The 22,229-nt window shown below is 72.9% G+C and carries 15 protein-coding genes; 10 read left to right on the top strand and 5 right to left on the bottom strand.

The genetic code is table 11. The features are described from left to right. The first annotated feature begins 44 nt into the window (after nucleotides 1–44). The 5 genes from ACGFU6_RS06210 (at nucleotide 45) to ACGFU6_RS06190 (ending at nucleotide 11,108) form a co-directional block, all read left to right on the top strand. Entirely contained in the window at nucleotides 45–6,530 is a 6,486-nt protein-coding gene (locus ACGFU6_RS06210) for a beta-ketoacyl synthase N-terminal-like domain-containing protein (RefSeq protein WP_393608417.1), read from the top strand. A 105-nt stretch (nucleotides 6,531–6,635) separates the two neighbouring features. Further along, the gene (locus ACGFU6_RS06205) at nucleotides 6,636–7,562 is read left to right on the top strand and encodes a MerR family transcriptional regulator (RefSeq protein WP_393608415.1); all 927 of its coding nucleotides are present in this window, start codon (nucleotides 6,636–6,638) and stop codon (nucleotides 7,560–7,562) included. Nucleotides 7,563–7,846: 284 nt separating this feature from the next. Continuing rightward, nucleotides 7,847–8,605 (top strand): (5-formylfuran-3-yl)methyl phosphate synthase, encoded by a 759-nt coding sequence (locus ACGFU6_RS06200; protein ID WP_393608413.1) that lies wholly within the window; start codon nucleotides 7,847–7,849, stop codon nucleotides 8,603–8,605. An 8-nt stretch (nucleotides 8,606–8,613) separates the two neighbouring features. Next, complete coding sequence (locus tag ACGFU6_RS06195) at nucleotides 8,614–10,017, top strand: aldehyde dehydrogenase family protein (RefSeq protein ID WP_393608412.1); 1,404 nt, start codon at nucleotides 8,614–8,616, stop codon at nucleotides 10,015–10,017. A gap of 2 nt (nucleotides 10,018–10,019) precedes the next feature. Beyond that, nucleotides 10,020–11,108 (top strand): NAD(P)-dependent alcohol dehydrogenase, encoded by a 1,089-nt coding sequence (locus ACGFU6_RS06190; protein ID WP_393608410.1) that lies wholly within the window; start codon nucleotides 10,020–10,022, stop codon nucleotides 11,106–11,108. Nucleotides 11,109–11,173: 65 nt separating this feature from the next. Here the strand turns inward: ACGFU6_RS06190 and ACGFU6_RS06185 are convergent, their stop codons facing one another. Further along, nucleotides 11,174–12,094, bottom strand: a complete 921-nt coding sequence (locus tag ACGFU6_RS06185) for a class I SAM-dependent methyltransferase (RefSeq protein ID WP_393608409.1) — start codon at nucleotides 12,092–12,094, stop codon at nucleotides 11,174–11,176. 177 nt (nucleotides 12,095–12,271) lie between these two features. Next, nucleotides 12,272–12,805, bottom strand: a complete 534-nt coding sequence (locus ACGFU6_RS06180) for an EF-hand domain-containing protein (protein WP_393608408.1) — start codon at nucleotides 12,803–12,805, stop codon at nucleotides 12,272–12,274. A gap of 542 nt (nucleotides 12,806–13,347) precedes the next feature. Between ACGFU6_RS06180 and ACGFU6_RS06175 the strand changes: the two genes are divergently transcribed. Further along, a complete protein-coding gene (locus ACGFU6_RS06175) occupies nucleotides 13,348–14,268 on the top strand; it encodes a diiron oxygenase (RefSeq protein ID WP_393608406.1) in 921 nt (306 codons plus the stop codon). Nucleotides 14,269–14,311: 43 nt separating this feature from the next. Further along, nucleotides 14,312–15,958: an FAD-dependent oxidoreductase gene (locus ACGFU6_RS06170; protein WP_393608405.1), complete on the top strand. Its 1,647-nt coding sequence runs from the start codon at nucleotides 14,312–14,314 to the stop codon at nucleotides 15,956–15,958. Between the two features lie 39 nt (nucleotides 15,959–15,997). On the opposite strand, the gene ACGFU6_RS06165 is transcribed toward ACGFU6_RS06170, so the two are convergent. Continuing rightward, entirely contained in the window at nucleotides 15,998–16,537 is a 540-nt protein-coding gene (locus ACGFU6_RS06165; protein WP_393608403.1) for a DoxX family membrane protein, read from the bottom strand. A gap of 236 nt (nucleotides 16,538–16,773) precedes the next feature. Here ACGFU6_RS06165 and ACGFU6_RS06160 point away from each other — a divergent pair, with 236 nt between their 5' ends. Together ACGFU6_RS06160 and ACGFU6_RS06155 are read left to right on the top strand one after the other, a co-directional pair. Beyond that, a complete protein-coding gene (locus tag ACGFU6_RS06160; RefSeq protein WP_393608402.1) occupies nucleotides 16,774–18,789 on the top strand; it encodes an FAD-dependent oxidoreductase in 2,016 nt (671 codons plus the stop codon). A gap of 55 nt (nucleotides 18,790–18,844) precedes the next feature. Beyond that, nucleotides 18,845–19,399, top strand: coding sequence for a PadR family transcriptional regulator (locus ACGFU6_RS06155; RefSeq protein WP_393608400.1), 555 nt, complete (start codon nucleotides 18,845–18,847; stop codon nucleotides 19,397–19,399). Between the two features lie 65 nt (nucleotides 19,400–19,464). On the opposite strand, the gene ACGFU6_RS06150 is transcribed toward ACGFU6_RS06155, so the two are convergent. Further along, the gene (locus ACGFU6_RS06150) at nucleotides 19,465–20,427 is read right to left on the bottom strand and encodes a hypothetical protein (RefSeq protein ID WP_393608399.1); all 963 of its coding nucleotides are present in this window, start codon (nucleotides 20,425–20,427) and stop codon (nucleotides 19,465–19,467) included. Beyond that, entirely contained in the window at nucleotides 20,424–21,260 is an 837-nt protein-coding gene (locus ACGFU6_RS06145; RefSeq protein ID WP_393608397.1) for a phosphatase PAP2 family protein, read from the bottom strand. Before ACGFU6_RS06145 ends, ACGFU6_RS06150 begins: the two co-directional genes overlap by 4 nt. Before the next feature lie 165 nt (nucleotides 21,261–21,425). On the opposite strand from ACGFU6_RS06145, the gene ACGFU6_RS06140 reads away from it, so the two are divergent. Next, the gene (locus tag ACGFU6_RS06140) at nucleotides 21,426–22,055 is read left to right on the top strand and encodes a TetR/AcrR family transcriptional regulator (RefSeq protein WP_393608396.1); all 630 of its coding nucleotides are present in this window, start codon (nucleotides 21,426–21,428) and stop codon (nucleotides 22,053–22,055) included. The last annotated feature ends 174 nt before the right edge of the window (nucleotides 22,056–22,229 follow it).

Below are 22,229 nucleotides of genomic sequence, written 5' to 3'. Positions count from 1 at the left end.
CCGGCCCCGGCCTCCGCCCCGCCGTGAAGTGAAGTGAGACCCGCATGCCTGTCGAACCCATCGCCGTCGTCGGCCGGGGCTGCGTGCTGCCCGGTGCGCTGGATCCGGACACGTTCTGGGAGAACATCGCCGCCGGCCGTCTGAGCCTGTCGGCCGCCCCCTCGGACCGGTGGCGGCTGCCGCGCCAGTGGGCCATGGGCTCGGTGGACGACCACCTCGACCGCACCTGGACCGATGTCGGCGGGTACGTCCGAGGGTTCGAATCGGTCTTCGATCCGGGCGGCTTCCGGATCTCCCCGGAGCGGATCGCTTCGCTGGACCCGCTCTTCCACTGGGTGCTGTACGGGGTCCGGCAGGCGCTCACCGAGGCGGGCCGCTCCGGCCCGTTGCCGCGCGGGGGGCTGGTGCTGGGGAACCTGTCGTATCCCACGCCCGCCGGGGCGGCCTTCGCCGAGCACGTCTGGCTGTCGGCGCAGCGCCCCGCGCTCCGGGACGCCCTGCTGAGCGGTGCGCGCCCCGACGCCCGTAACCGCTTCTCCTCCGGGCTGCCCGCCCGGATCGCCGCCCAGGCGCTCGGCCTCGGCGCCGGGGCGTGGTCCCTCGACGCCGCCTGCGCGTCCTCGTTGTACGCGATCAAGCTGGCGTGCGACCGGCTGCACGACGGCACGGCCGACCTGATGGTCGCCGGCGCGGTGAGCCGCCCCGATCCGCTCTACCTCCACGTGGGGTTCTGCGGGCTGTCCGCGACCAGCCGCACCGGGCGCAGCCGCCCGTTCCACCGGGACGCGGACGGGCTGGTGCACGGCGAGGGCGCCGGGTTCGTCGCGCTGATGCGGCTGTCCGAGGCGCGCGCCGCCGGTGTGCCGGTGCTCGGGGTGATCCGCGGCGTCGGGCTGTCCAACGACGGGCGTGGTTCGGGCCTGATCAGCCCGTCGGAGGAGGGCCAGGTACGGGCCATGCGGCTGGCGTACGACGTCGCGGGGGTCCCTCCCGAGTCGGTGTCGCTCGTCGAGTGCCATGCGACGGGGACTCCGGTCGGTGACGCGGTGGAGGCGCGCGGCATGGCCAGGGTCTTCGGGGCGGCGGACGACGTGCCGATCGGTTCGGCGAAGTCGAACGTCGGGCACCTGCTGGCCTCGGCGGGCGTGGCGGGGCTGTTGAAGGTGCTCGGCGCGATGCGCGCGGGGGTCCGTCCGGCGACGCTCGGCGCGCAGCAGCCGCTGGACGCGCTGGCGGGTACCCCGTTGCGGCTGCTGACCGCTGCGGAGGAGTGGACGGGGCAGCGGCGGGCCGCGGTGAGCGCCTTCGGGTTCGGCGGTACCAACGCCCACCTGATCGTCGACCCACCGGACGCCGTTCCCGTGTCCGCGGCCGGACACGGCGCAAGGGCGGAACGGGCACCGGTGGCGATCGTGGCCGTCGGCGCCAGGGTCGGCGAGGGTACGTCCGCCGAGGATCTGCGCCGGGCGGTGCTGGGGGGTGAACGGCGCGGCCCCGTCACGGAGATCCCCGTGGCACTGACGGACCTGTGCTTCCCGCCGCTGGCCCTGGAACGGGCCGTGCCCCATCAGCTCCTGGTGCTGGAGGCCGCCCGGGAGGCCGTACGGGGGGTGAGCCTGCCCCGCGAGCGGACCATGGTGGTCATCGGAACCGGAGTGGACCCCCAGGTGGCCCGCGCGGGTGCCCGCTGGCGGGTGCCGTTCTGGCTGGAGCGGTCGGGCGTGCACGTCACCGGCCCTTCGGCGGATTCCGCCCGGGGGGCGTTCACTGCGCCGATGACGTCGGAAGGGGTGGTGGGCAGCATGCCGAACCTCGCGGCGAACCGCATCAGCACCCAACTGGACCTGGCGGGACCCGGATTCACGGTGTCCGCCGAGGAGGCGTCCGGGCTGGTCGCACTGGAGCTCGCGGCGCGGGCCATCCGGTCGGGTGAGGCCGACGCCGCTCTCGTCGGTGCCACCGACCTGTCCTGCGAGGTGGTCCACCGGGCTGCCCTGCGGGAGCTCGGCCACCGGGACGAGCCCGGGGACGCGGCCGTCGTCCTGGTCCTCAAGCCCCTGGCTTCCGCGCGCAGGGACGGCGACACCGTCGTGGCCCTGCTGGATGAAGGTGCCGCCGGGGAACCCGACATGATCATCGGGGACGGCCCGGACGCGGTGTTCGACCCGTCGTCGGTCTTCGGGCGCGCCCATGCCGCGTCCGGGCTGGTCTCCGTCGCGGTCGCGGCGCTCTCCCTCCAGCACCGCGCGGTGCCCCGTCCCGGCGGGCCCGCGGATGCCGGTGCCTTCGCCCGGACGGCGCTGGCGGTGGCGCTGCCGCTGGAGGGGCCGGCCGCGAGCGTACGGCTGCGCGCGGAGGACGTCCTGCCGTGGCTGCGGGGTACGGCTCCGCGCCTGCACGTCTTCTCCGGGGCCGATCGTCAGGAGGTGCTGGCCGCGCTGGACTCCGGTACGCGTTCCTCGGCCGGCCCGGCCCGCCTCGCGCTCGTCGCCGACGGGGACACCGTGCCGGCCGGCCGCAGGGAAGCCGCCCGCCGCTGGCTGGCGGAGGGCGGGGTCCGCCCCGCCGACCTGCTGTACCGGGACGGTCCGGTCGGCGGGCAGACCGCCTTCGTCTACACGAACGGCTCGGCCGCGTACCCGGGGATGGGCCATGAACTGATGCTCGCCCTGCCGTCGCTGGGCGAGGCGGTACGGGAGGGGCACCACGAGATGACCGCCCGGCTGCGGTCCCGGCCGGAGCCGGGTGTCCTCGGGCAGATCTGGGCCGCCGCCGAACTGGCGGTCTCCCACACCGTTCTCAGCCGCGACCTGCTCGGGCTGCGGCCGGACGCCGCGCTCGGGTACTCCTCGGGCGAGTCGACGGCGCTGGTCGCGCTGGGGGCCTGGCCGGACTCCTCCGGGCTGTTCGAGGCCGTCCGGGACAGTGGTCTGTTCACGACCGAACTCACAGGTGAGCTGCGGGCGGTACGGCGCTACTGGCGGCAGCGGGGAATCCAGGGCTCGCGGTGGTCGAGCTATCTCGTCGGAGCACCGCTGGAGGCCGTCCGCGCGCAGATCGCGGCGGACGCCTCGGTCCACCTGATGGCGGTGAACGCGCCCGGTGTCTGCGTCATCGGCGGCGAGTCCGGGGCGTGTGCGGCGGCCGTGGCCAGGATCGGCGCCGACCGGGCGATCGAGCTGGACTACGACCTGGCGGCCCACGCACCGGAGTTGGCCGAGGTCGCGGAGGTGTGGCGCGAGGTCCACCGCCGTCCCACGGTCGAGGTGCCCGGGGTGCGGTTCTACAGCGGGGCCACCGGGCGGGCGTACCGGCCGACGGAGGAGCGGGCCGCCGAGGCGATCACCGCCCAGGGGCTCGACACGATCGACTTCGCGGCCACGGTCGAGCGGGCGTGGGCGGACGGCGTCCGGGTGTTCGTGGAGCACGGGCCACGGCGGCTGTGCACCGGCTGGATCAAGCGGGTGCTCGGCGGCCGGGAGCATGTGGCCGTCGCGCTGGACGCGTCCGAGGACACCGGGCTGCGGCAGCTGTGCCTCGCGGTCGGCGAACTCGTCGTCGCCGGAGTTCCGGTGCGGGCCGACGCGCTGTTCGCCCAGCTCGCCGAGGCCTCGGGCCGGCTCGCGCCGCCCGGCCCCGCCGTCACCATCGCCGTACCCCCGATCCCGTGCCTGCCTCCCCTGGAGCGTGCCGTGACCGTTCTGCCCCGGGCGCCCGAGCTGGCCCCCGTACCGGACCGGAGCCCCGTCCTGCCCGGCCCTTCCCCCACCGGGCCCGGCATCGCCGTACCCGCGCCCTCCTCCCCCGCAGCCTTCCGTGCGCGTGCGGCACGTACGGCGGGAGCCGGGGCCGTGGCCGCCCGGCACGCGCTTCACGTCGCCGAGCTGCACCAGGAGGTGATGGCCGCGCACACCGAGGCCCATCAGCGGTTCCTGCGGGTGTCGGCACTCGCCGTCCAGGCACTGACCGCCGCCGGCAGACCGGCAACCGGGCCCCGCGAAGCCGGCTCGATCCCAGCCAGAGACCCCGGGCCCACCGAGCCGGGCCCGGTCCCGGCGAGAGACCTCAGGCCGGGGCCGAAGTTCGACCGCGCCCAGCTGGAGCACCTCGCCTCCCGCGAGATCTCCGTCCTGTTCGGTCCGCGCTTCGCCGAACAGGACGGATACGCGGTTCAGACCCGGATGCCCGGACCGCCCATGCTGTTCGCCGACCGGGTCACCGGCATCGACGCGGTGCCCGCGGCGCTGACGATGACGGGTGCGGTGCGCACCGACGGGACGATCTGGACGGAGACCGACGTCCTGCCCGCCGGCTGGTACCTGGACTCCACGGGGCGCATGCCCGCCGGCGTACTGATCGAGGCGGGCCAGGCCGATCTGCTCCTGCTCAGCTGGCTGGGCGTCGACCTACTCAACCGGGGCGAGCGCGCCTACCGGCTGCTCGGCTGCGAGGTGACGTTCCACGGCACCCCGCCCGAGGCGGGCGACACCCTGTGCTTCGAGATTGATGTCGACGGCCACGCGGAGGCCGACGGTGTGCGGCTGGCGTTCTTCCACTACGACTGTTACGTGGACGGCGAACTGCGGCTCAGCGTCCGCGAGGGCCAGGCCGGGTTCTTCACCCCGGCGGAGCTCGCCGGCAGCGGCGGTGTCCGCTGGAACCCCGCCGAGCACGTGCCCGCTGACGGCCTGCCGCTCGACCCGCCGGCCGTGCGCTGCGAGCTGACCCGCTTCGGCCCGGACCGGTTGCTGGCCCTGGCGCAGGGGCGCCCGGCGGACTGCTTCGGGCCCGGCTGGGAGTCGACGGCTGCCCACGTACGCACGCCCACGCTGGACGTGAGCCGCCTGCGGCTGCTGGACGAGGTCGTCGCGTTCGACCCGGCCGGAGGACCGTGGGGGCGCGGGTATCTGCGCGCCGAGACCGCGCTCTCGCCCGACGACTGGTTCTTCACCGGGCATTTCAAGAACGATCCCTGTATGCCGGGCACTCTGATGCTCCAGGGCGGCCTCCAGGCGATGGCGTTCTACCTGACGGCCATGGGCTTCACGATCGACCGGGACGGCTGGCGCTTCGAACCGGTCACCGAACACCCCTCCAGTGCGATGTGCCGGGGCCAGGCGACCCCGGAGGGCCGACGGGTCGTCTACGAACTGTTCGTCACCGGCGTCTCCGGCGGACCGGTGCCGACGCTGCACGCGGATGTCCTCGGCTCGGTGGACGGGACGAAGGCGTTCCTGGGCCGCGGCATGGCGCTCCGGCTGGTCCCCGACTGGCCGCTGTCGCACTGGCGGCATTCGGGCCCGCCCACCGTGCAGACCGGTGGCGCCCCGGTGCCCCTGGCGCGGCTCGCCGGGACGGCCGGGCACCGGGAGGAGAAGCCGGTGGCTGTGGCGGCCGACGGTTTCCCCTTCGACCACGCCTCGCTGCTGGCCTGCGCCTGGGGCCGGCCGAGCGAGGCGTTCGGCGCCATGTACGAGCCGTTCGACGGCACCCGCAGGGTGGCCCGGCTCCCCGGCCCGCCGTACCACTTCATGAGCCGGATCGTGTCGGTGGACGGGCCGCAGGCCGGAATGCGGGAGGGCAGTGTCGTCGTCGCCGAGTACGACGTGCCGGACCGAGCCTGGTACTTCGAGGAGAGCGGCGGCCGCGCCATGCCGTTCGCCGTCCTGCTGGAGATCGCCCTGCAGCCCTGCGGGTGGCTTGCCTCGTACGTGGGCAGCGCGCTGACCAGCGAAACGGACCTGTTGTTCCGCAACCTCGACGGATCGGGAACGGTCACCGGCGAGGTCACTCCGGCGACCCGTACCATCCGCACCAGGGCCGAGCTGACGCGCGTCTCGCGCAGCGGCGACATGATCATCGAGTCCTTCCGGGTGGAGTGCACGGCCGACGACGTACCGGTCTACGAACTCACCACGGTCTTCGGCTACTTCCCGCGTTCGGCCTTCGACGACCAGCAGGGCCTGCCGACTTCGGCGGACGAGCGGGCCCGGCTCGGCGAGCCCTGCGGCCAGACCGTCGATCTGACCGTCCGCCCTGCCCGCTACTGCGCCGGGGAGCCGCGTCTGCCGGGCCCGATGCTGCTGATGCTGGACCGGATCACGGGTTACTGGCCGGACGGGGGAAGCGCGGGGCTCGGCCGGCTGCGGTCGGAGAAGGACGTGCGCGCCGACGCCTGGTTCTTCCGGGCCCACTTCTTCCAGGACCCGGTCCAGCCGGGCTCGTTGGGCATCGAGGCCATGTGCCAGCTCCTCCAGTACCACCTGCTCGAACGCGGCGCGGCCGACGGCGTCCCCGCCCCCGGGTTCGAGCCGGTGCTGCCCGGTCACGAGACGGCCTGGACGTACCGGGGCCAGATCACCCCGTCGAACCGGCTGATCCGGGTGGACATGGACATCGTGGCGAGCGGCACGGACGCGCGGGGTCCCTATGCCGTGGCCGACGCCGCCCTGTGGGGCGACGACACGTGCATCTACCGGGTGCGGGGCCTGGGTATGCGTGTGGTGCCGGGGGCGGGGAGCACGCCGTGAGGCGCTCCGGGCGCGGGAGCCCGGTGCCGGCCGGGGGCCGTCCGCCGCCGTTCCGCGGCGACCGGCCTTGAGTCTCCAGTCGGGGGAGACGTCAGGATGAGGGGCATGAACGACGCGACCCTCCACCCGATCGGGGAAGTTGCCCGGCTCACCGGTCTGTCGGTGAAGACGATCCGGTTCTACTCCGACTCGGGGGTGGTGCCGCTCGCCGCCCGCAGCCCCGCCGGATACCGGCTCTACGGCCTCGACGCACTGCTCCGCCTGGACCTCGTACGCACGTTGCGGGAGCTGGGCATGGACCTCGCCACCATCCGGCAGGTGCTGGACCGCAAGGTCTCGGTGGCGGAGGTGGCGGCGGTCCACGCCGATGCCGTGGATCTCCAGATCCGGACGTTGCGGCTGCGGCGCAGTGTCCTGCGAGCCGTGGCCGTCCACGGCTCCGGTCCCGAGGAGGCCAGTCTCATGCACAAGCTCACCCGCCTGACCGCAGCCGAACGCCGACGGCTGATCGACGACTTCATCGGCGCCACCTTCGGTACGGAACACGCCCACCTCGAACTCGCCGCCATGGTGCGCGCGGCTGCACCCGACCTTCCGGACGACCCCTCCCCCGAGCAGATCCGCGCGTGGGTGGAGCTCAACGAACTCATCGACGACGAGGACTTCCGCGACCACCTGCGCAGGACCGCTGAGCAGCGGACCGAGCACACGGAACCAGGTCTGCGGGGCGAGGTGCCCGAGCCCGTTCGCGAACTGGTCACCGCAGCGCGGGAAGCGGGCATAGACCCGCTCGGCCCTGAAGCCGGGCCGACCGTCCAGGGCATCGTCCAGCTGTTCGTACAGGCGTACCCGCATATCCCCGGGGCGGAGGTGGCGCCCCGGATGATCCAGCAGCTGGAGGCGACAGGCGATCCGCGCATGGAGCGGTACTGGCGGCTGGTGTGGGCGGTCAACGGCTGGCAGGTGCTGCCAGGTCTGCTGCCTGACCGGTCCTGGCTGCTCCGGGCGCTGCGCGCGGACCGCACCCCGTAGCGGGCCGAACGGCCGCTGCCCATCCGTGGCCGCCCCGTGGCCACCGCCGTCGGTGGCCGGTTGTGGCTGTCGGTGGCCGGTGGCCGTACGGCGCATGCCCTGCGCACGCGAACCGGCGTGTACGGCGGAGTGCGACGTGTGACGGGGTCGGGGCAGTGCCCCGTTCCGACCCCGCGCGCCCTGCCGATGACCACGGCCCGCCGCCATGATGAGCGAACGGCAGTGATCCGAGCGGCTCCGCACCCCTGCCCCGGCAGGCGGATTTGCGGTGGAAGGAATTCACCTTGTTGCTTCTCATCTCCCCGGACGGCGTCGACGAGGCCCTCGACTGCGCGAAGGCGGCGGAACACCTCGACATCGTCGATGTCAAGAAACCCGACGAGGGATCGCTCGGCGCGAACTTCCCGTGGGTCATCAGGGAGATCCGCGACGCGGTCCCGGCGGACAAGCCGGTCTCCGCCACCGTGGGGGACGTCCCGTACAAGCCCGGCACCGTGGCCCAGGCCGCGCTCGGCGCGGTCGTCTCCGGGGCCACCTACATCAAGGTCGGACTCTACGGATGCACGACGCCCGAGCAGGCCGTCGAGGTTATGCGCGGGGTCGTCCGCGCGGTGAAGGACTACCGGCCGGACGCGTTCGTCGTCGCCTCGGGGTATGCCGACGCACACCGGATCGGCTGCGTCAATCCGCTGGCGCTGCCCGACATCGCCCGTCGCTCCGGCTCCGACGCGGCCATGCTCGACACGGCGATCAAGGACGGTACGCGGCTGTTCGACCACGTACCGCCCGAGGTCTGCGCGGAGTTCGTCCGGCTGGCCCACGGGGCGGGCCTGCTCGCCGCCCTCGCCGGCAGCGTCAAGGCGGCAGACCTCGGGGCGCTGACCCGTATCGGCACCGACATCGTGGGGGTGCGCGGGGCGGTCTGCGAGGGAGGGGACCGCAACACCGGTCGGATTCGGCCGTCGTTGGTGGCCGCCTTCCGGGCCGAGATGGACCGGCATGCCCGGGAGCACGCCGCCACCGCTGCCGCCACCGCGAGCTGACCGCCCGGATGCCGAACTGCCGGCCCCGCCGCTGGCCCGGAGCCGGGGGCGGGCGTTTCGCCGTCGTCGATCCGGCGACGGGCGAGGCCTTCGACGACTCCCCCGACCAGCGGCCGGACGAGCTGGACGGCGTCGTCGGCCGGGCGGAGGAGGCCTGGCGCGGCTGGCGGGCCGACCCCGCCGCCCGCGCCGCGGCACTCCTCGCGGCGGCCGACGCCGTGGAGTCGGCCGCGCCCGGACTCGCGCCGCTCCTCACTCGTGAGCAGGGCAAACCCCTCGCCGAGTCGTACGCGGAGCTGGCCCGCACGGCGGCCCGCCTGCGCTACTTCGCAAGGGCCGCTCCCGGGCCCCGCCCCATCAGGGACGGCCGTCCGGTGCACAGCGAGATCCGCTGGCGGCCGCTCGGGCCGGTCGCCGCGATCGTCCCGTGGAACTTTCCCCTCCAGCTCGCGTCGGCGAAGTTCGCTCCGGCGCTCGCCGCGGGCAACACGGTGGTGCTGAAGCCGTCCCCGTTCACACCTCTCGCCACCAGGCTGCTGGTGTCCGTGGTCTCCGCCGCCCTGCCCGAGGACGTGCTGACGACCGTCACGGGCCGCGAACCGCTCGGCGCCCGCCTCGCGTCCCATCCGGGGATCCGCCATGTCACCTTCACCGGTTCCGTTCCCACCGGCCGGGCGGTCGCCGAGGGCGCGGCGGCCTCACTCGCCCGGGTCACGCTGGAGCTGGGCGGCAACGACGCGGCGATCCTGCTGGACGACGTGGATGTGGAACGGATCGCGGAACGGCTGTTCTGGGCGGCGTTCCGCAACTGCGGGCAGGTCTGCATGGCGGTCAAACGCGTCTACGCCCCGGCCCGGCTGCACTCACGCGTGGTCGAGGCCCTCGCGCACTACGCGAAGAGCGTGGTGGTCGGAGCGGGACTGAACCCGGACACGCGGCTGGGGCCGGTGAACAACGCCCCGCAGCTGGCCCGGATCGAGCACTGCACGGCCCAGGCCGTGTCGGACGGGGCCCGAGCCGTCTGCGGTGGTCACCGGCTGGACCGGCCGGGATACTTCTTCGCTCCGACGATCCTGACCGGTGTTCCGCCGAGCAGTGCCGTGGTGACGGAGGAGCAGTTCGGTCCCGTGCTGCCGGTACTGCCGTACGGGCACCTCGACGAGGCGGTCGAGGCGGCCAACAGCACCCGTTTCGGGCTGGGCGGCTCGGTGTGGGGAACGGACCTCGACCGGGCCGAGGCCGTCGCCGGCCGGCTTGAGTGCGGCACGGCGTGGATCAACCACCACGCGGAACTGTCCCTCGCCCAGCCCTTCGCGGGCATCAAGGAGAGCGGTGTCGGCGTCGCGGGCGGGCCGTGGGGGCTCTACGGGAACCTCAGACCGTTCGTCGTGCACCGTCCCCTGGAAGGGTGAGGATGAGGTTCGACGCGGCGGTACTGCGCGAGTACGAGGGGCCGTTCGCCGTCGAGGAGGTCGTCCTGGACACGGGGCCCGCCGAGGGCGAGGTGCTGGTCAGGATCGCGGGCTGCGGAATGTGCCGGACCGACCTCGCGGTGCGGCACTCGGCGGGCCGTTCACCGCTGCCGGCGGTGCTCGGCCACGAGGGGGCCGGGGTGGTGGTGGAGACGGGTGGCCCGGACACCGGGCTGAACCCCGGCGATCACGTCGTGCTGGGCTTCGACTCCTGCGGGCGCTGCCCGACGTGTCTGATCGGCGCCCCCGCCTACTGCGACTCCTTCGCCTCGCTCAATCTCTTCGGCGGCCGGACGGAGCACACGGCACGGTTCAGGGACGCTGCCGGCGGCGGGCTGGCCCCGCGCTGGTTCGGCCAGTCGTCGTTCGCCGCGTACGCGATGGTCCGGGCCCGCAACGCCGTGCGCGTCGATCCCTCGCTGCCCGTCGAGCTGCTCGGGCCCCTGGGCTGCGGCTTCCTGACCGGCGCCGGAGCCGTCCTCAACTCCTTCGGCGCAGGTCCCGGGGACACCCTGGCGGTGTTCGGTGCGGGGGCGGTGGGCCTGGCCGCGGTGATGGCGGCGACGGCCGCCGGTGCGGTGACCGTGGCCGTCGACCGGTTTCCCGAACGGCTGGCACTCGCCGAGCGGTTCGGTGCGATCCCGTTGCGTGCCGCACCGGCCGGCCTTGCCGACCGGATCCGGGCCCTGACCGGCGGTGGCGTCCAGTACGCACTGGACACCACGGGCTCCGCACCGCTGATCAACGACGCGCTCCGGGCGCTGCGCCCGACCGGTCATCTCGGGCTGGTGGCACGGCTGCGCACCACGCTGCCCATCGAACCCGGCTCACTCGACCGGGGCAGGCGCATCTCGCACATCTGTGAGGGGGATGCGGTGCCGCGGCTGTTGGTCCCGAGGCTGACCGGGCTGTGGCAGGCGGGCCGGTTCCCCTTCGATGAGCTGATCCGCACGTACCCGCTCGCCGACATCAACGAGGCCGAGCGCGACTGCGAGGCGGGCCGCGTGGTCAAGCCGGTGCTGATTCCGTAACGGGCGGACGGAAGGGGCCTGCCGACGGGACGGGCCGGGCCGCCCCGTCGGCAGGGTTGGCAGGGTCATGGACGGGGCTTGTTCGCGAACACCCACCGGTTGCCCGCGAGCGCGTCGTTGGCCTCCGGCAACGGGCCGCGTCCGTGGTGGCGGGTGAAGTCGAAGGGGGTGTGGACCGATGTCGACCAGCCCTTGCCGGTCAGATGTCCGGCGGAGTCCGGCCTCGGCCCCCTGTCGAACAGGCTGAGCAGGTCGATGCCGATCTGCTCGGTGGTCGAGGTGTAGAGGGGACTGTCGCGGTATTCCAGCAGGTCCTTGTCGAGTTTGACCTCGAACGCGAGGGCGCTTCCTCCCGCGCTCAACCGGTCCACCGTCTCGATGAGGCTCGTCTCGGCGGCGTCGGGCAGGTAGAACAACAGCCCTTCGGCCAGCCAGACACTGGGTGCGGCCGCGTCGAATCCGGCGTCGGTCAGTGCTCCTGCCCAGTCGGCGCGCAGATCGACCGGGACCGGTACGCGGGCCGCCTTCGGTTCGGCGGAGAGCCCGTCGAGCACCTCGTGTTTGAAGGCCAGCACGCCGTCTCTGTCGACCTCGAAGATCGCACAGCCGGGCGGCCAGTCGAGCCGGAACGCGCGGGAGTCCAACCCGGCCCCCAGCAGCACCACTTGGCGGGCGCCCGCCTCCACCGACCGGAGGAGGAAGTCGTCGAGGACCCTCGTCCGCAGCCCGAAGTAGCGCGCGAACCGCCCCCAGAGCGGGTTCGCGTCGCCGTCGGGAACCTGCTGAAGGCGCACCGGCCAGCTCGCGCACGCCGGTGCGGCGAGCACGAAGTGTTCCGCGAAGACGTCCCGGGCCAGAGGGTCCTGGCGATGGGTCTCGATCGCACGGGCCGCGGCGACCAGAAGGGCGGTCAGGCCGACGCCTCCGTCCACCCCGCCCGTTTCTCCCGCCCCGCCGGCTTCTTCCGTCCCGCCGGTTTCTCCCATCTCTTCGACCGTCCCCACCCCGTTCACCATTCCCACCCGTTCACGCCTTCCGTCCCTTCGATTCCGTTGCTCCGATACTCCGTGCCGGTCACGCGCCCTCCTGAGGCGTATGGAGACCACGAACAGCGAGGAATCGGAATGACAATTCCGATCCCGGCCGGACAAGGATTCCCAATTTCAGACCTCCACGCTCCCGACGAGGTGGTCGCCAGGGATTCCGGCCTTTTCCGGACTGTAGAAGTCCTTGATACCGACCACCCAGGACATCACCTCGATGCGGTCGGAATCCGAGGGCTCGAAGGCGTCGAAGAGAGCATCGATGTTCGGGCGCTCGAAACCGATCGCGATCATCAGCGCCATGAAGAGGGGCCGCTCGATGAGACCGTCACCGTCCGGGTCGCCCAGCGCGGCGAGCGACTCGGCGAAGTCGCCGATCGTCGCGTCGAAACGCTCAGGTGACAGCACGCATGCCGCGTACTCGTCGAAGGTGATCATCCCATCACCGTCGGCGTCGAGTTCGGTGCTCAGGGTCGACCAGTACCGCCGGAAGGCGGCCACCATCGCACCCTTCGCCGCATCGTCGGAATCGGGTGCCACCTCGACGACACGACGCGCCATGATGTCGAAGTCCTCGGCATCGAGAACACCATTTCCGTTGGCGTCGAGCAGCGAGAAAACAAGCCTGACCCGATTGGTCGCCTCTACACGCACAGCCCAGCCACCTTTCTTCTGACCGAACCATGCCGGCGGCCAGAAGGAATATACGAACGATCGGTCACCGCACTTACCGGCCCCGCCAGGAATTCAGAACCTGAACTCCTGGCTGCGAACTCCCGAACGGGAACTCCGGCCGCCCCTTTACTATCCGGCCGCCGATCACCCCTGCATGAAAAATCCATGTCGATTCACCTGAACGGGTGCATTTCGCTCAGATGATGTGTACCGCGAACAATCCGGCACCCCGCGTGCGGCGGAAGCGACGCACCCCACCCCGACGACCGGCCCGACGCCCGTCCCGCCCGGCGGAGTTGCGGCCGTGACGCTGGCGCCCCGTGGAGAGACCGTACGAATGTGACGCGAGGGGGTAGGCCGCCGCCCGCTCTTGTTATACCTTCCGTCCAACAGCTTGCTAGACGCCACGTCTAATAAGCGAGGTCGGTGTTCGGTGGCCGGCTGCCCCATCGAGGGGGCAGGGGTGAGGCAGCACACCGGGCGCCGTCGGATCGATCCCTCTCGATTCAAGGAGCCGCAGCATGGCAAGCAGCACTGTTCGGCCGGAGGACCAGAACCAGGACCGGGCCGCCGGGCAGGACGTCGCCCGGCGTCTGCTCGACTCGGCAGCGAAGCTGTCGTACGACCCGGCCGCCGAGGTGGACTGGGAGACCCCGCTGGACCCGGACCACCACGGCGCGAGCCCCGAGTGGAGCACGCTCTACGGGACCCCGTACTGGCGGGAGTTGACCGAGGTCCAGCGCAAGGCGCTGACCCGCCAGGAGGCCGCGTCCGTCGCCAGCACGGGCATCTGGTTCGAGATGATCCTGCAGCAGATGGTTCTGCGGGACATGTACGCGAAGGACCCCACCGACCTGCGGTTCCAGTGGGCGCTCACCGAGGTGGCCGACGAGTGCCGGCACTCCATCATGTTCGCCAGGGGCGCGGCGAAGCTCGGCGCCCCGGCCTACCGGCCGCACCGCGCGGTGGTCGAACTGGGCAGGGCCTTCAAGACACTTGCGTTCGGAGAGGCCGCCTACGCCGCGATCCTGGTCGCCGAGGAGGTTCTCGACGTCATGCAGCGCGACTGGATGCGGGACGAACGGGTCGCACCCTTCGTCCGCACCATCAACAACATCCATGTGGTCGAGGAGTCACGGCACATGAAGTTCGCCCGCGACGAGACCCGCAGGCGCCTGCGGAACGCGGGTCCGGTGCGCCGGCACATCAACTCCCTCGTGGTCGCGATCGCCTCGTACTACATCGTCACCAGCATGGTGAACCGGGACGTCTACGCCAACGCCGGACTCGACAGCGAGCGCGCCCGCAGCGAGGCCGCGACCAACGAGCACCACAAGTCGCTGATGCGTTCCAGCTGTTCGGGCCTGATGGAGTTCCTCGCCTCGGCCAGGCTCCTCACGGGGCCCGCGCTCTTCTTCTACAAGCGCGCCTCCCTGATCTGATCCGATCCGCGCGCCCCACCGACCGAGCCGACGAGATGACGAGATGACCTACGCCATCACCCAGACCTGTTGCAGCGATGCCACCTGCGTCGCCGTGTGCCCCGTCAACTGCATTCACCCGACCCCGCGGGAACCGGACTTCGGCAGCACCGAGATGCTCTACGTCGATCCGGCGACCTGCATAGACTGCGGCGCCTGCGCGGATGCCTGCCCGGTCGACGCCGTCGTCCCGGTGGACAGCCTCTTCGGGGCGCACCAGGAGTACGCCGCGATCAACGCCGCCTACTTCGAGGACCGGGAGCCGGAGCCGGTCGCCGGACCGAACTTCCACGCCTGGGCCGAGCCCGCGTTCCCGCGCAGCCTGCCGTCCGACTTCGCGCCGATCCGGGTGGCGGTCGTGGGCACCGGGCCGGCCGGGATGTACGCCGCGGAGGACCTGCTGCTGCACACCAACGCCGAGGTCACACTGGTGGACCGGCTGCCGGTGGCGGGCGGCCTCGTCCGGTACGGCGTCGCGCCCGACCACCCGGCGACGAGGAAGGCGGGCGAGACCTTCGCGCGCTTCCACGCGCACCCCCGGGTACGGATGACCCTGGGCGTCGAGGTCGGCCGGGACATCACCGCGCAGGAGCTCGCCGCGCACCACGACGCGGTGATCTACGCGGTCGGCGCCTCCACCGCGCGGCGGCTCGGCATTCCGGGTGAGGACCTGCCGGGCAGCATCTCGGCCACCTCGTTCGTGTCCTGGTACAACGCCCACCCGGAAACGCCCCCGGAGACCGTCGCCCTGACGGCGGACCGGGTGGTCGTCGCCGGGAACGGCAACGTCGCGCTCGACGTCGCGCGCATCCTCGTCACGGATCCGGCCGCCCTGGCCGGCACGGACATCGCCGGTCACGCGCTGGCGGCCCTGCGGGACTCACAGGTACGCGAGGTGGTGCTGCTGGGGCGGCGCGGCCCGGAACACACGGCCTGCACCGCCTCCGAGCTGCTCGCCCTCAAGCATCTGCCGGGTGTGGAGCTGGTCGTCGACGACAGCGATCCGAGGACCGGCACGGCGATCGACAGCGCCGCGCCGGGCGAGAAGGCCGCGCTCTTCCAGGGCGTGCCCCGGGAGGCGGCCGGCCGGTCGCTCTCCCCCGCCGCCGGACGGCGCATCGTCTTCCGCTTCCACACGGCCCCGGTGGAAGTGCTCGGCCGGGACCACGTCGAGGCCGTGCGGGTGACGTGCGCCGGGCACCAGCGGGAGATACCGGCGGGCCTGTTCCTGCGGGCGATCGGATACCGCGGTCTGCCGGTGCCGGGGCTGCCCTTCGACGAGACGACCGGGACGGTGCCGCACGAGGGCGGCCGGGTGACGGGCCTGCCGGCGACGTACGTCGTCGGCTGGATCAAGCGGGGCCCGTCGGGCGGCATCGGGGCCAATCGCACCTGCGCCGCCGAGACCGTGGGCAGCCTCCTGGCGGACGCCGTCGCGGGCGTGCTGCCCTCCCCCGCTCCCCCGGCCAGGGCGTTCCACCGCCTCGCCCGGAGCCGCGGCCGCGATGTCGTCGACGCCCGCGGGCTGGCGGCCATCGAACGGGCAGAGCTGGCGGGCGGCCGCGAGCAGGGCCGCCCGAGGGTCAGACTGGCCACGGTGCCCGCACTCGTCGCGGCGGCGAAGGGCGGCCGCGGCAGACCGTCGAACTGACCCGGCAGGCAGGCCTGCCGGATCGGGCGCCCCGCCGGATCAGAACTCTTCGAGGCCGGGGTCGGCCGGCGCCGGCACCTGCCCCTTGGCCCGCCTGCCGACGACGGCGGCCGCCGCGACCGCGCCGCCCGCGAAGGCCAGAGCCACCGTCCAGGGCCGGTTGAACACATGACAGGTGGCCTGGTCCACGGAGTAGCGGCCGGGGCCGGTGAGCCCGATCGCCGCGGCGGTGAACCCGAGGAAGGCCGGGTACTCGTAACCGCCGCCCTGCGCGAAGAAGCCGGCGGGCGCGTGGACGGCCACGGCTCCCGCCATCGCGCCGGCCGCCGCCGCTCCGGCCGCCGGGGTGGCGAGGCCCAGGGCCAGCAGGACGCCGCCGCCGGCCTCGCCGAGTCCCGCCGCGACGGCGCTGTGCTTCGGCGGGTGGAAGCCCATCGCCTCCATCGCCGCGGTGGTGCCCTCGATGCCTCCGCCGCCGAACCAGCCGGCCAGTTTCTGGCTGCCGTGCGCGGCCAGCACCGCGCCGGTCCCGACACGCAGGAGAAGCAGGCCGAGGTCACGACGGTTCACGCTGCCCATGAGGTTCTCCGGGGAGGTTTCGGGGCCCGCCGCGGACTGACGGACCTCAGGTGCGGTACGGGTCCACTCTCGGCGCCGCCGCGTCCCGAGGGGTCACGTTGTTACGCCGTCCGGGGCACCGCCGGAGGGCACGTGACTCGTGACACAGTGCGGCGTACGTCATTATGCAACTTGTTGCACAAGGGCGTCCCGGTGCTCTAGAACTGGTGCGACGACACTGCGCGAGGAGCCGCCGCATGAGCCCGTACCCGCATCTGCTGAGCCCGCTCGACCTCGGGTTCACCACCCTCCCGAACCGGGTCCTGATGGGGTCGATGCACATCGGCCTGGAAGAGGTCGAGCACGGCTTCGAGCGCATGGCCGCGTTCTACGCCGCCCGCGCCCGGGGCGGTGTGGGCCTGATGGTCACCGGCGGCATCGCGCCGAACGACGCGGGCTGCACGTTCCCCGGCGGCGCCAAGATGACCACGGAGGCGGAGGCCGCGCAGCATGCCCGGGTGACCTCGGCGGTGCACGAGGCGGGCGGCCGGATCGCCATGCAGATCCTGCACTTCGGGCGTTACGCGCACCATCCGGGACTGGTGGCGCCGAGTGCCGTCCAGGCGCCCATCAGCGCGTTCACGCCGCACGCGCTGAGCGAGGACGAGGTCGAGTCGACGATTGAGGACTTCGTCACGGCGGCCGCGCTGGCGCAGCGCGCGGGTTACGACGGCGTAGAGATCATGGGCTCCGAGGGCTACCTGATCAATGAGTTCATCGCCGCCGCGACCAATCACCGCGACGACCGCTGGGGCGGCTCGTACGAGAACCGCATCCGCTTCCCCGTCGAGATCGTGCGCAGGGTCCGTGAGCGGGTCGGGAGCGACTTCATCCTGATCTACCGGCTCTCGATGCTGGACCTGGTGCCCGGCGGGTCGTCGCTGGAGGAGGTCGTGCACCTCGCCCGGGAGATCGAGGCGGCCGGTGCGACGATCATCAACACCGGCATCGGCTGGCACGAGGCCCGTATCCCGACCATCGCGACGTCGGTGCCGCGCGGCGCCTTCACCTGGGTGACCCAGAAGGTGCGCGGCGCCGTCTCCGTACCGTTGGTGACGAGCAACCGGATCAACACCCCGGAGGTCGCGGAGGAGATCCTGGCGGCGGGGCGCGCGGACATGGTGTCGATGGCCCGGCCGTTCCTGGCGGACCCGGACTTCGTCGTGAAGGCGAGCGAGGGCCGCGCGGACGCGATCAACACCTGCATCGGCTGCAACCAGGCCTGTCTGGACCACATCTTCAGCGGCAAGGTCACCTCCTGCCTGGTCAATCCGAGGGCGTGCCACGAGACGGAACTCACCTTGTCGCCGACGCGCACGCGTAAGCGGGTCGCGGTCGTCGGTGCCGGTCCGGCAGGGCTCGCCTGTGCCGTGACGGCGGCCGAGCGCGGACACGCGGTGACGCTGTTCGACGCGGCGGACGAGATCGGCGGCCAGCTCAACGTGGCGCGCCGGGTGCCGGGCAAGGAGGAGTTCAACGAGACGCTGCGCTACTTCCGTACCCGGCTCGCGGAGGAGGAGGTCGGGCTCCGGCTCGGCACCACGGCGACCGCGGAACAGCTCGACGGCTTCGACGAGGTCGTCCTGGCCACCGGGGTCACCCCGCGCACGCCCGCGATCCCGGGCGTGGACCACCCCAGCGTGGTCAGCTACCTCGACGTCCTGCGCCACGGGGCGCCGGTGGGCGACCGGGTCGCGCTCGTCGGGGCGGGCGGGATCGGTTTCGACGTGGCCGAGTTCCTGACGGACGGCGGGGACGCGGCGAGTCTGGACCCGGAGGCGTTCTTCCGGCAGTGGGGCGTCGACACCGAGTACCGGGAGCGGGGCGGCCTGGGCACCGCCGAGCGCCCGAAGGCTCCGCGCACGGTCCATCTGCTCCAGCGCAAGGCGAGCAAGGTCGGCGCGGGCCTCGGGAAGACGACGGGCTGGATCCACCGCACCGAGCTCCGCCACCGCGGCGTCACGATGCTCGCGGGAGTCGGCTACGACCGGATCGACGACGAGGGCCTGCACATGACGGTCGACGGTGAGCGGCACCTGCTGCCGGTCGACACGATCGTGCTCTGCGCCGGCCAGGAGCCCCGCCGCGACCTGTACGAGGAGCTGCTCGCCGCGGGCCGTCCGGCGCATCTCATCGGCGGCGCGGACGTCGCGGCCGAGCTGGACGCCAAGAGGGCGATCCGCCAGGGCACCGAACTCGCCGCCTCGCTCTGACCGGGCGCCCCGGGGCAGGCCGGGCAGCCGGCCGGCCGTCTCTAGGATGCACCCCATGTCACTCCCGCACGCGATCCTCACCGCCCTCCTCGAAAAGCCTTCGTCGGGGCTGGAGCTGACCCGCAGGTTCGACCGGTCGATCGGCTACTTCTGGTCGGCCACCCACCAGCAGATCTACCGTGAGCTGGGAAAGCTGGAGCGGGCCGGGCAGATCAGGGCGCTCGTACCGGCGCAGCCGGCCCGGGGGCAGAAGAAGGAGTACGAGGTACTGCCGGCGGGCCGCGAGGAACTGTCCGCGTGGGTGGGCCGCCCGGAGGACCCGAGGCAGGTCCGGGACCCGCTGCTGCTGCGGATGCGGGCGGCGGCGGTCGTCGGGGCGCCCGGTCTCGACGCGGAGCTGCGCCGTCATCTCGCCCTGCACAGGCGGCAGCTCGCGGAGTATCTGGAGATCGAGGAGCGGGACTTCCCGCCGGAGCGCACCGCTGCGGAGGACCGGCTGCGGCATCTGGTGCTGCGGGGAGGCATCGATCTGGAGAGCTTCTGGATCGGCTGGCTGACCCGCGCGCTGGCCGATGGCGGCGTCCCGGCGGCGCCGCCACGGCCGCAGTAACCGGGCCGGCCGCGGCGCTCGGGGCGGCGGCCTGCACTCCGTGCCCGGGGTTTTCGCCGCACGCCTCAGGACCGGCCGGCCCTGATCCTGCGCAGGTGCCCGTGTTCCGGGCGGAGGGCGCGGGGACTCCTGATGACCACCCTCGACGGTACGGGGACACCCGGTTCGGGCGCGGCGGGCACCGGCGCGGCGACGGGCGCCGCCCCGGCCTGGGCGCGGCTGAGCAGGAACACTCCGCGGGTCGCGGCGGCCGCGCCCAGCAGCGCCGCGAACAGGCTGATCGTGCCGCCCTGGAGGCGCTCCCCCAGCAGGGCGAGGCCGATGGCCGCCGCCGCGACGGGGTTGGCGAGGGTGACCACGGCGAGCGGTGCGCCGAGGCCGCCTCGGTAGGCCGTCTGGGAGAGCAGCAGCCCGCCCATCGCGAACGCCGAGACGAGGGTCGCGACGACGACCAGGCGCCAGCTGAACAGCGGGCCCGTGGTGTGGTCGGTGACGGCGACCGTGAGCGTCTGGGTGAGCGCGGAGGCGACGCCGGAGGTGATGCCGGAGGCCGCCGCGTGCCGCAGTCCCGGGCGGGCGCCCGGGCGGCTGAGGCCGGCGACGACCGCCATGGTTCCGGCGCCCACCGCCAGTGCCTCGACCAGGCTGAGGGTCTCGTGCGGGGCGGAGCCTCCCGAGGCCGTCAGCAGGGCGCCGAGGCCGAGCAGGGTGAGGAGGGTGCCGCGCCACTCGGTCGTGGAGACGCGGCGGCCGGCCGCGCGGGCGCCCAGCGGGACGGCGGCGACCAGGGTGAGGGCGCCGAGCGGCTGGACGAGGGTGAGCGGGCCGTACTTGAGCGCGGCGACGTGCAGCAGCGCGCCGCCGGCGTTCAGCCCGACGGACGACCACCACGCCCCGCGCGCGAGGAGCCGGAGCGTTCCGGTGCCGGGTGCGGTGCGTCCGGCGAGCCGTGCCTGGGCGACCGCGGCCGACGCGTACGCGGCGGCGGAGACGAGGGACAGCGCGACGGCGATCAGGGTGGCGTTCATCGTCCGGCTCTGGACGCGGCGTAGGACGAGGAGCGGCCGATCGCCCCCGCGGGGACGGCGTACGGGCCGGCGGCGGTGGCCGGCCAGGGGATGTGGGGCCGGACCGGCTCCGTGCGCGGCAGGCGCAGGGCGGCGAAGGCCACCGAGAGCAGTGCGGCGACCACGATCGAGTCGAGCCAGTAGTGGTTGGCGGTGCCGACTATGACGAACAGGGTGATCGCCGGGTGCAGCAGCCACAGCCGGCGCCACCGCGATCGGGTGGCGACGACGAGGCCGACGCCGACCATGACCGCCCAGCCGAAGTGCAGTGAGGGCATCGCCGCGAACTGGTTCGCCATCGAGTCGGTGGCGGGCGTCGACCCGTAGACCGTGGGCCCGTACACCTGCCCGGTGTCCACGAGGCCGGTCGCGGCGAGCAGCCGGGGCGGGGCGAGCGGGAAGACCAGGTGCAGGGCGAGTGCGGCGCCGGTGAGGACGGCGAGGATGCGGCGCGACCAGACGTAGTGGTGCGGACGGCGCCAGTACAGCCAGCCGAGGAAGAGCAGGGTGGCCGGGAAGTGCACGGTGGCGTAGTAGGTGTTCGCCAGGTGGATCAGTGTCTCGTTGTGGAGCAGCAGCCCTTGTACGGCTCCCTCGCCGGGCAGGTGTGCCGCGCGTTCGAGGTCCCAGACGTGTCCGGCGTTGTGGAACGCCTCATCGACGTGACCGTTGGCCGCCTGGCGGCCGAACTTGTAGATCACGAAGAGTCCTGCGACGAGAAGAAGCTCGCGGACGAGGGGCGGTCGGGCAGCGCTGTCCGGCTCCTGATCTGCGGGCCTGATACCGGCGAACATCACCCGGTGCCCCTTTGCTGACGAAGCGGTGTTACGGCGGCATGGACCAGCCCATGCCGTATCGATACGCCAGTGTACCGATACGGGAGCGTATCGGAACACTCGCGTATCGGTACACTGGCGTATCGATGGACCTCGTCGCAGAGTCGCAGAGAGGGAACGCGCATGTCGTCGCAGGAAACCGAGCAGGAGACGGCCACCGCGCCACGCCGCTCGAAGATCACGCCGGAGCGGGCCCAGGAGCTCTACACGGCAGTGCTCGACATGCTCAGGGAGAGCGGCTACGAGTCGCTCACCATGGAGGGCGTCGCCTCCCGGTCGCGCTGCGGCAAATCCACGCTCTACCGGCAGTGGGGCTCCAAGCCGGAACTGGTCGTCGCCGCCCTGCACGGCACCCGGCGCGGGCTGCTGCCGAGGATCGACACGGGCACCCTGGCGGGAGATCTGCGCGCGGCGGCCAAGGCCATCGGTGAGGGTTCGGGGCGCGACACCACGCTGATGCTGGCCCTGAGCCATGCCGCGCTACAGAGCCCCGAGCTGCTGTGCGCGCTGCGCGAGGCGCTGATCCTGCCGGAGCTGGCGGCGCTGGACGCCATGGTCAGGCGCGGCGTGGAGCGTGGCGAAGTGGCGGCGGACAACCCCGCCACGGAGTTCGTCCCGGCCCAGCTGCTCGGCGTGATGCGCGCCCGACCCCTGCTGGAGGGGGCCGTGGCGGACGAGACCTTCCTGGTCCGCTTCGTGGAGGGCGCCGTCCTTCCCGCACTCGGCCTGGACGCGCACGCGCCCGGGTCCTGACAGACGTGGGCCGTCGCCCCAGCGGATGACGACGGCCCGCCCGCGCCGCACCGTGGGGACGGGGGCGGCGCACCTCCGGGGGGGGGGGGGGGGGGGGGGGGGGGGGGGGCGGGGGGGGGGGGGGGGGGGGGCCCGCCCCCCCGCGCCCCGCCCCCCGGCCTCGGCCGCGGGGAG

The organism is Streptomyces sp. NPDC048462 (genome assembly GCF_043200175.1).
Lineage (GTDB): Bacteria > Actinomycetota > Actinomycetes > Streptomycetales > Streptomycetaceae > Streptomyces.
The sequence above is the reverse complement of the archived record's forward strand: the minus strand, read 5'-3'. Positions and strand labels throughout refer to the sequence as shown.

Bases quoted from the DNA above. Each gene is read 5' to 3' on its own strand.
- ACGFU6_RS06210 (WP_393608417.1), top strand. From the start codon at position 45: ATGCCTGTCGAACCCATCGCCGTCGTCGGCCGGGGCTGCGTGCTGCCC.
- ACGFU6_RS06205 (WP_393608415.1), top strand. From the start codon at position 6,636: ATGAACGACGCGACCCTCCACCCGATCGGGGAAGTTGCCCGGCTCACC.
- ACGFU6_RS06195 (WP_393608412.1), top strand. From the start codon at position 8,614: ATGCCGAACTGCCGGCCCCGCCGCTGGCCCGGAGCCGGGGGCGGGCGT.
- ACGFU6_RS06190 (WP_393608410.1), top strand. From the start codon at position 10,020: ATGAGGTTCGACGCGGCGGTACTGCGCGAGTACGAGGGGCCGTTCGCC.
- ACGFU6_RS06185 (WP_393608409.1), bottom strand. From the start codon at position 12,094: ATGGGAGAAACCGGCGGGACGGAAGAAGCCGGCGGGGCGGGAGAAACG.
- ACGFU6_RS06175 (WP_393608406.1), top strand. From the start codon at position 13,348: ATGGCAAGCAGCACTGTTCGGCCGGAGGACCAGAACCAGGACCGGGCC.
- ACGFU6_RS06170 (WP_393608405.1), top strand. From the start codon at position 14,312: ATGACCTACGCCATCACCCAGACCTGTTGCAGCGATGCCACCTGCGTC.
- ACGFU6_RS06165 (WP_393608403.1), bottom strand. From the start codon at position 16,537: ATGGGCAGCGTGAACCGTCGTGACCTCGGCCTGCTTCTCCTGCGTGTC.
- ACGFU6_RS06160 (WP_393608402.1), top strand. From the start codon at position 16,774: ATGAGCCCGTACCCGCATCTGCTGAGCCCGCTCGACCTCGGGTTCACC.
- ACGFU6_RS06155 (WP_393608400.1), top strand. From the start codon at position 18,845: ATGTCACTCCCGCACGCGATCCTCACCGCCCTCCTCGAAAAGCCTTCG.
- ACGFU6_RS06150 (WP_393608399.1), bottom strand. From the start codon at position 20,427: ATGAACGCCACCCTGATCGCCGTCGCGCTGTCCCTCGTCTCCGCCGCC.
- ACGFU6_RS06145 (WP_393608397.1), bottom strand. From the start codon at position 21,260: ATGTTCGCCGGTATCAGGCCCGCAGATCAGGAGCCGGACAGCGCTGCC.
- ACGFU6_RS06140 (WP_393608396.1), top strand. From the start codon at position 21,426: ATGTCGTCGCAGGAAACCGAGCAGGAGACGGCCACCGCGCCACGCCGC.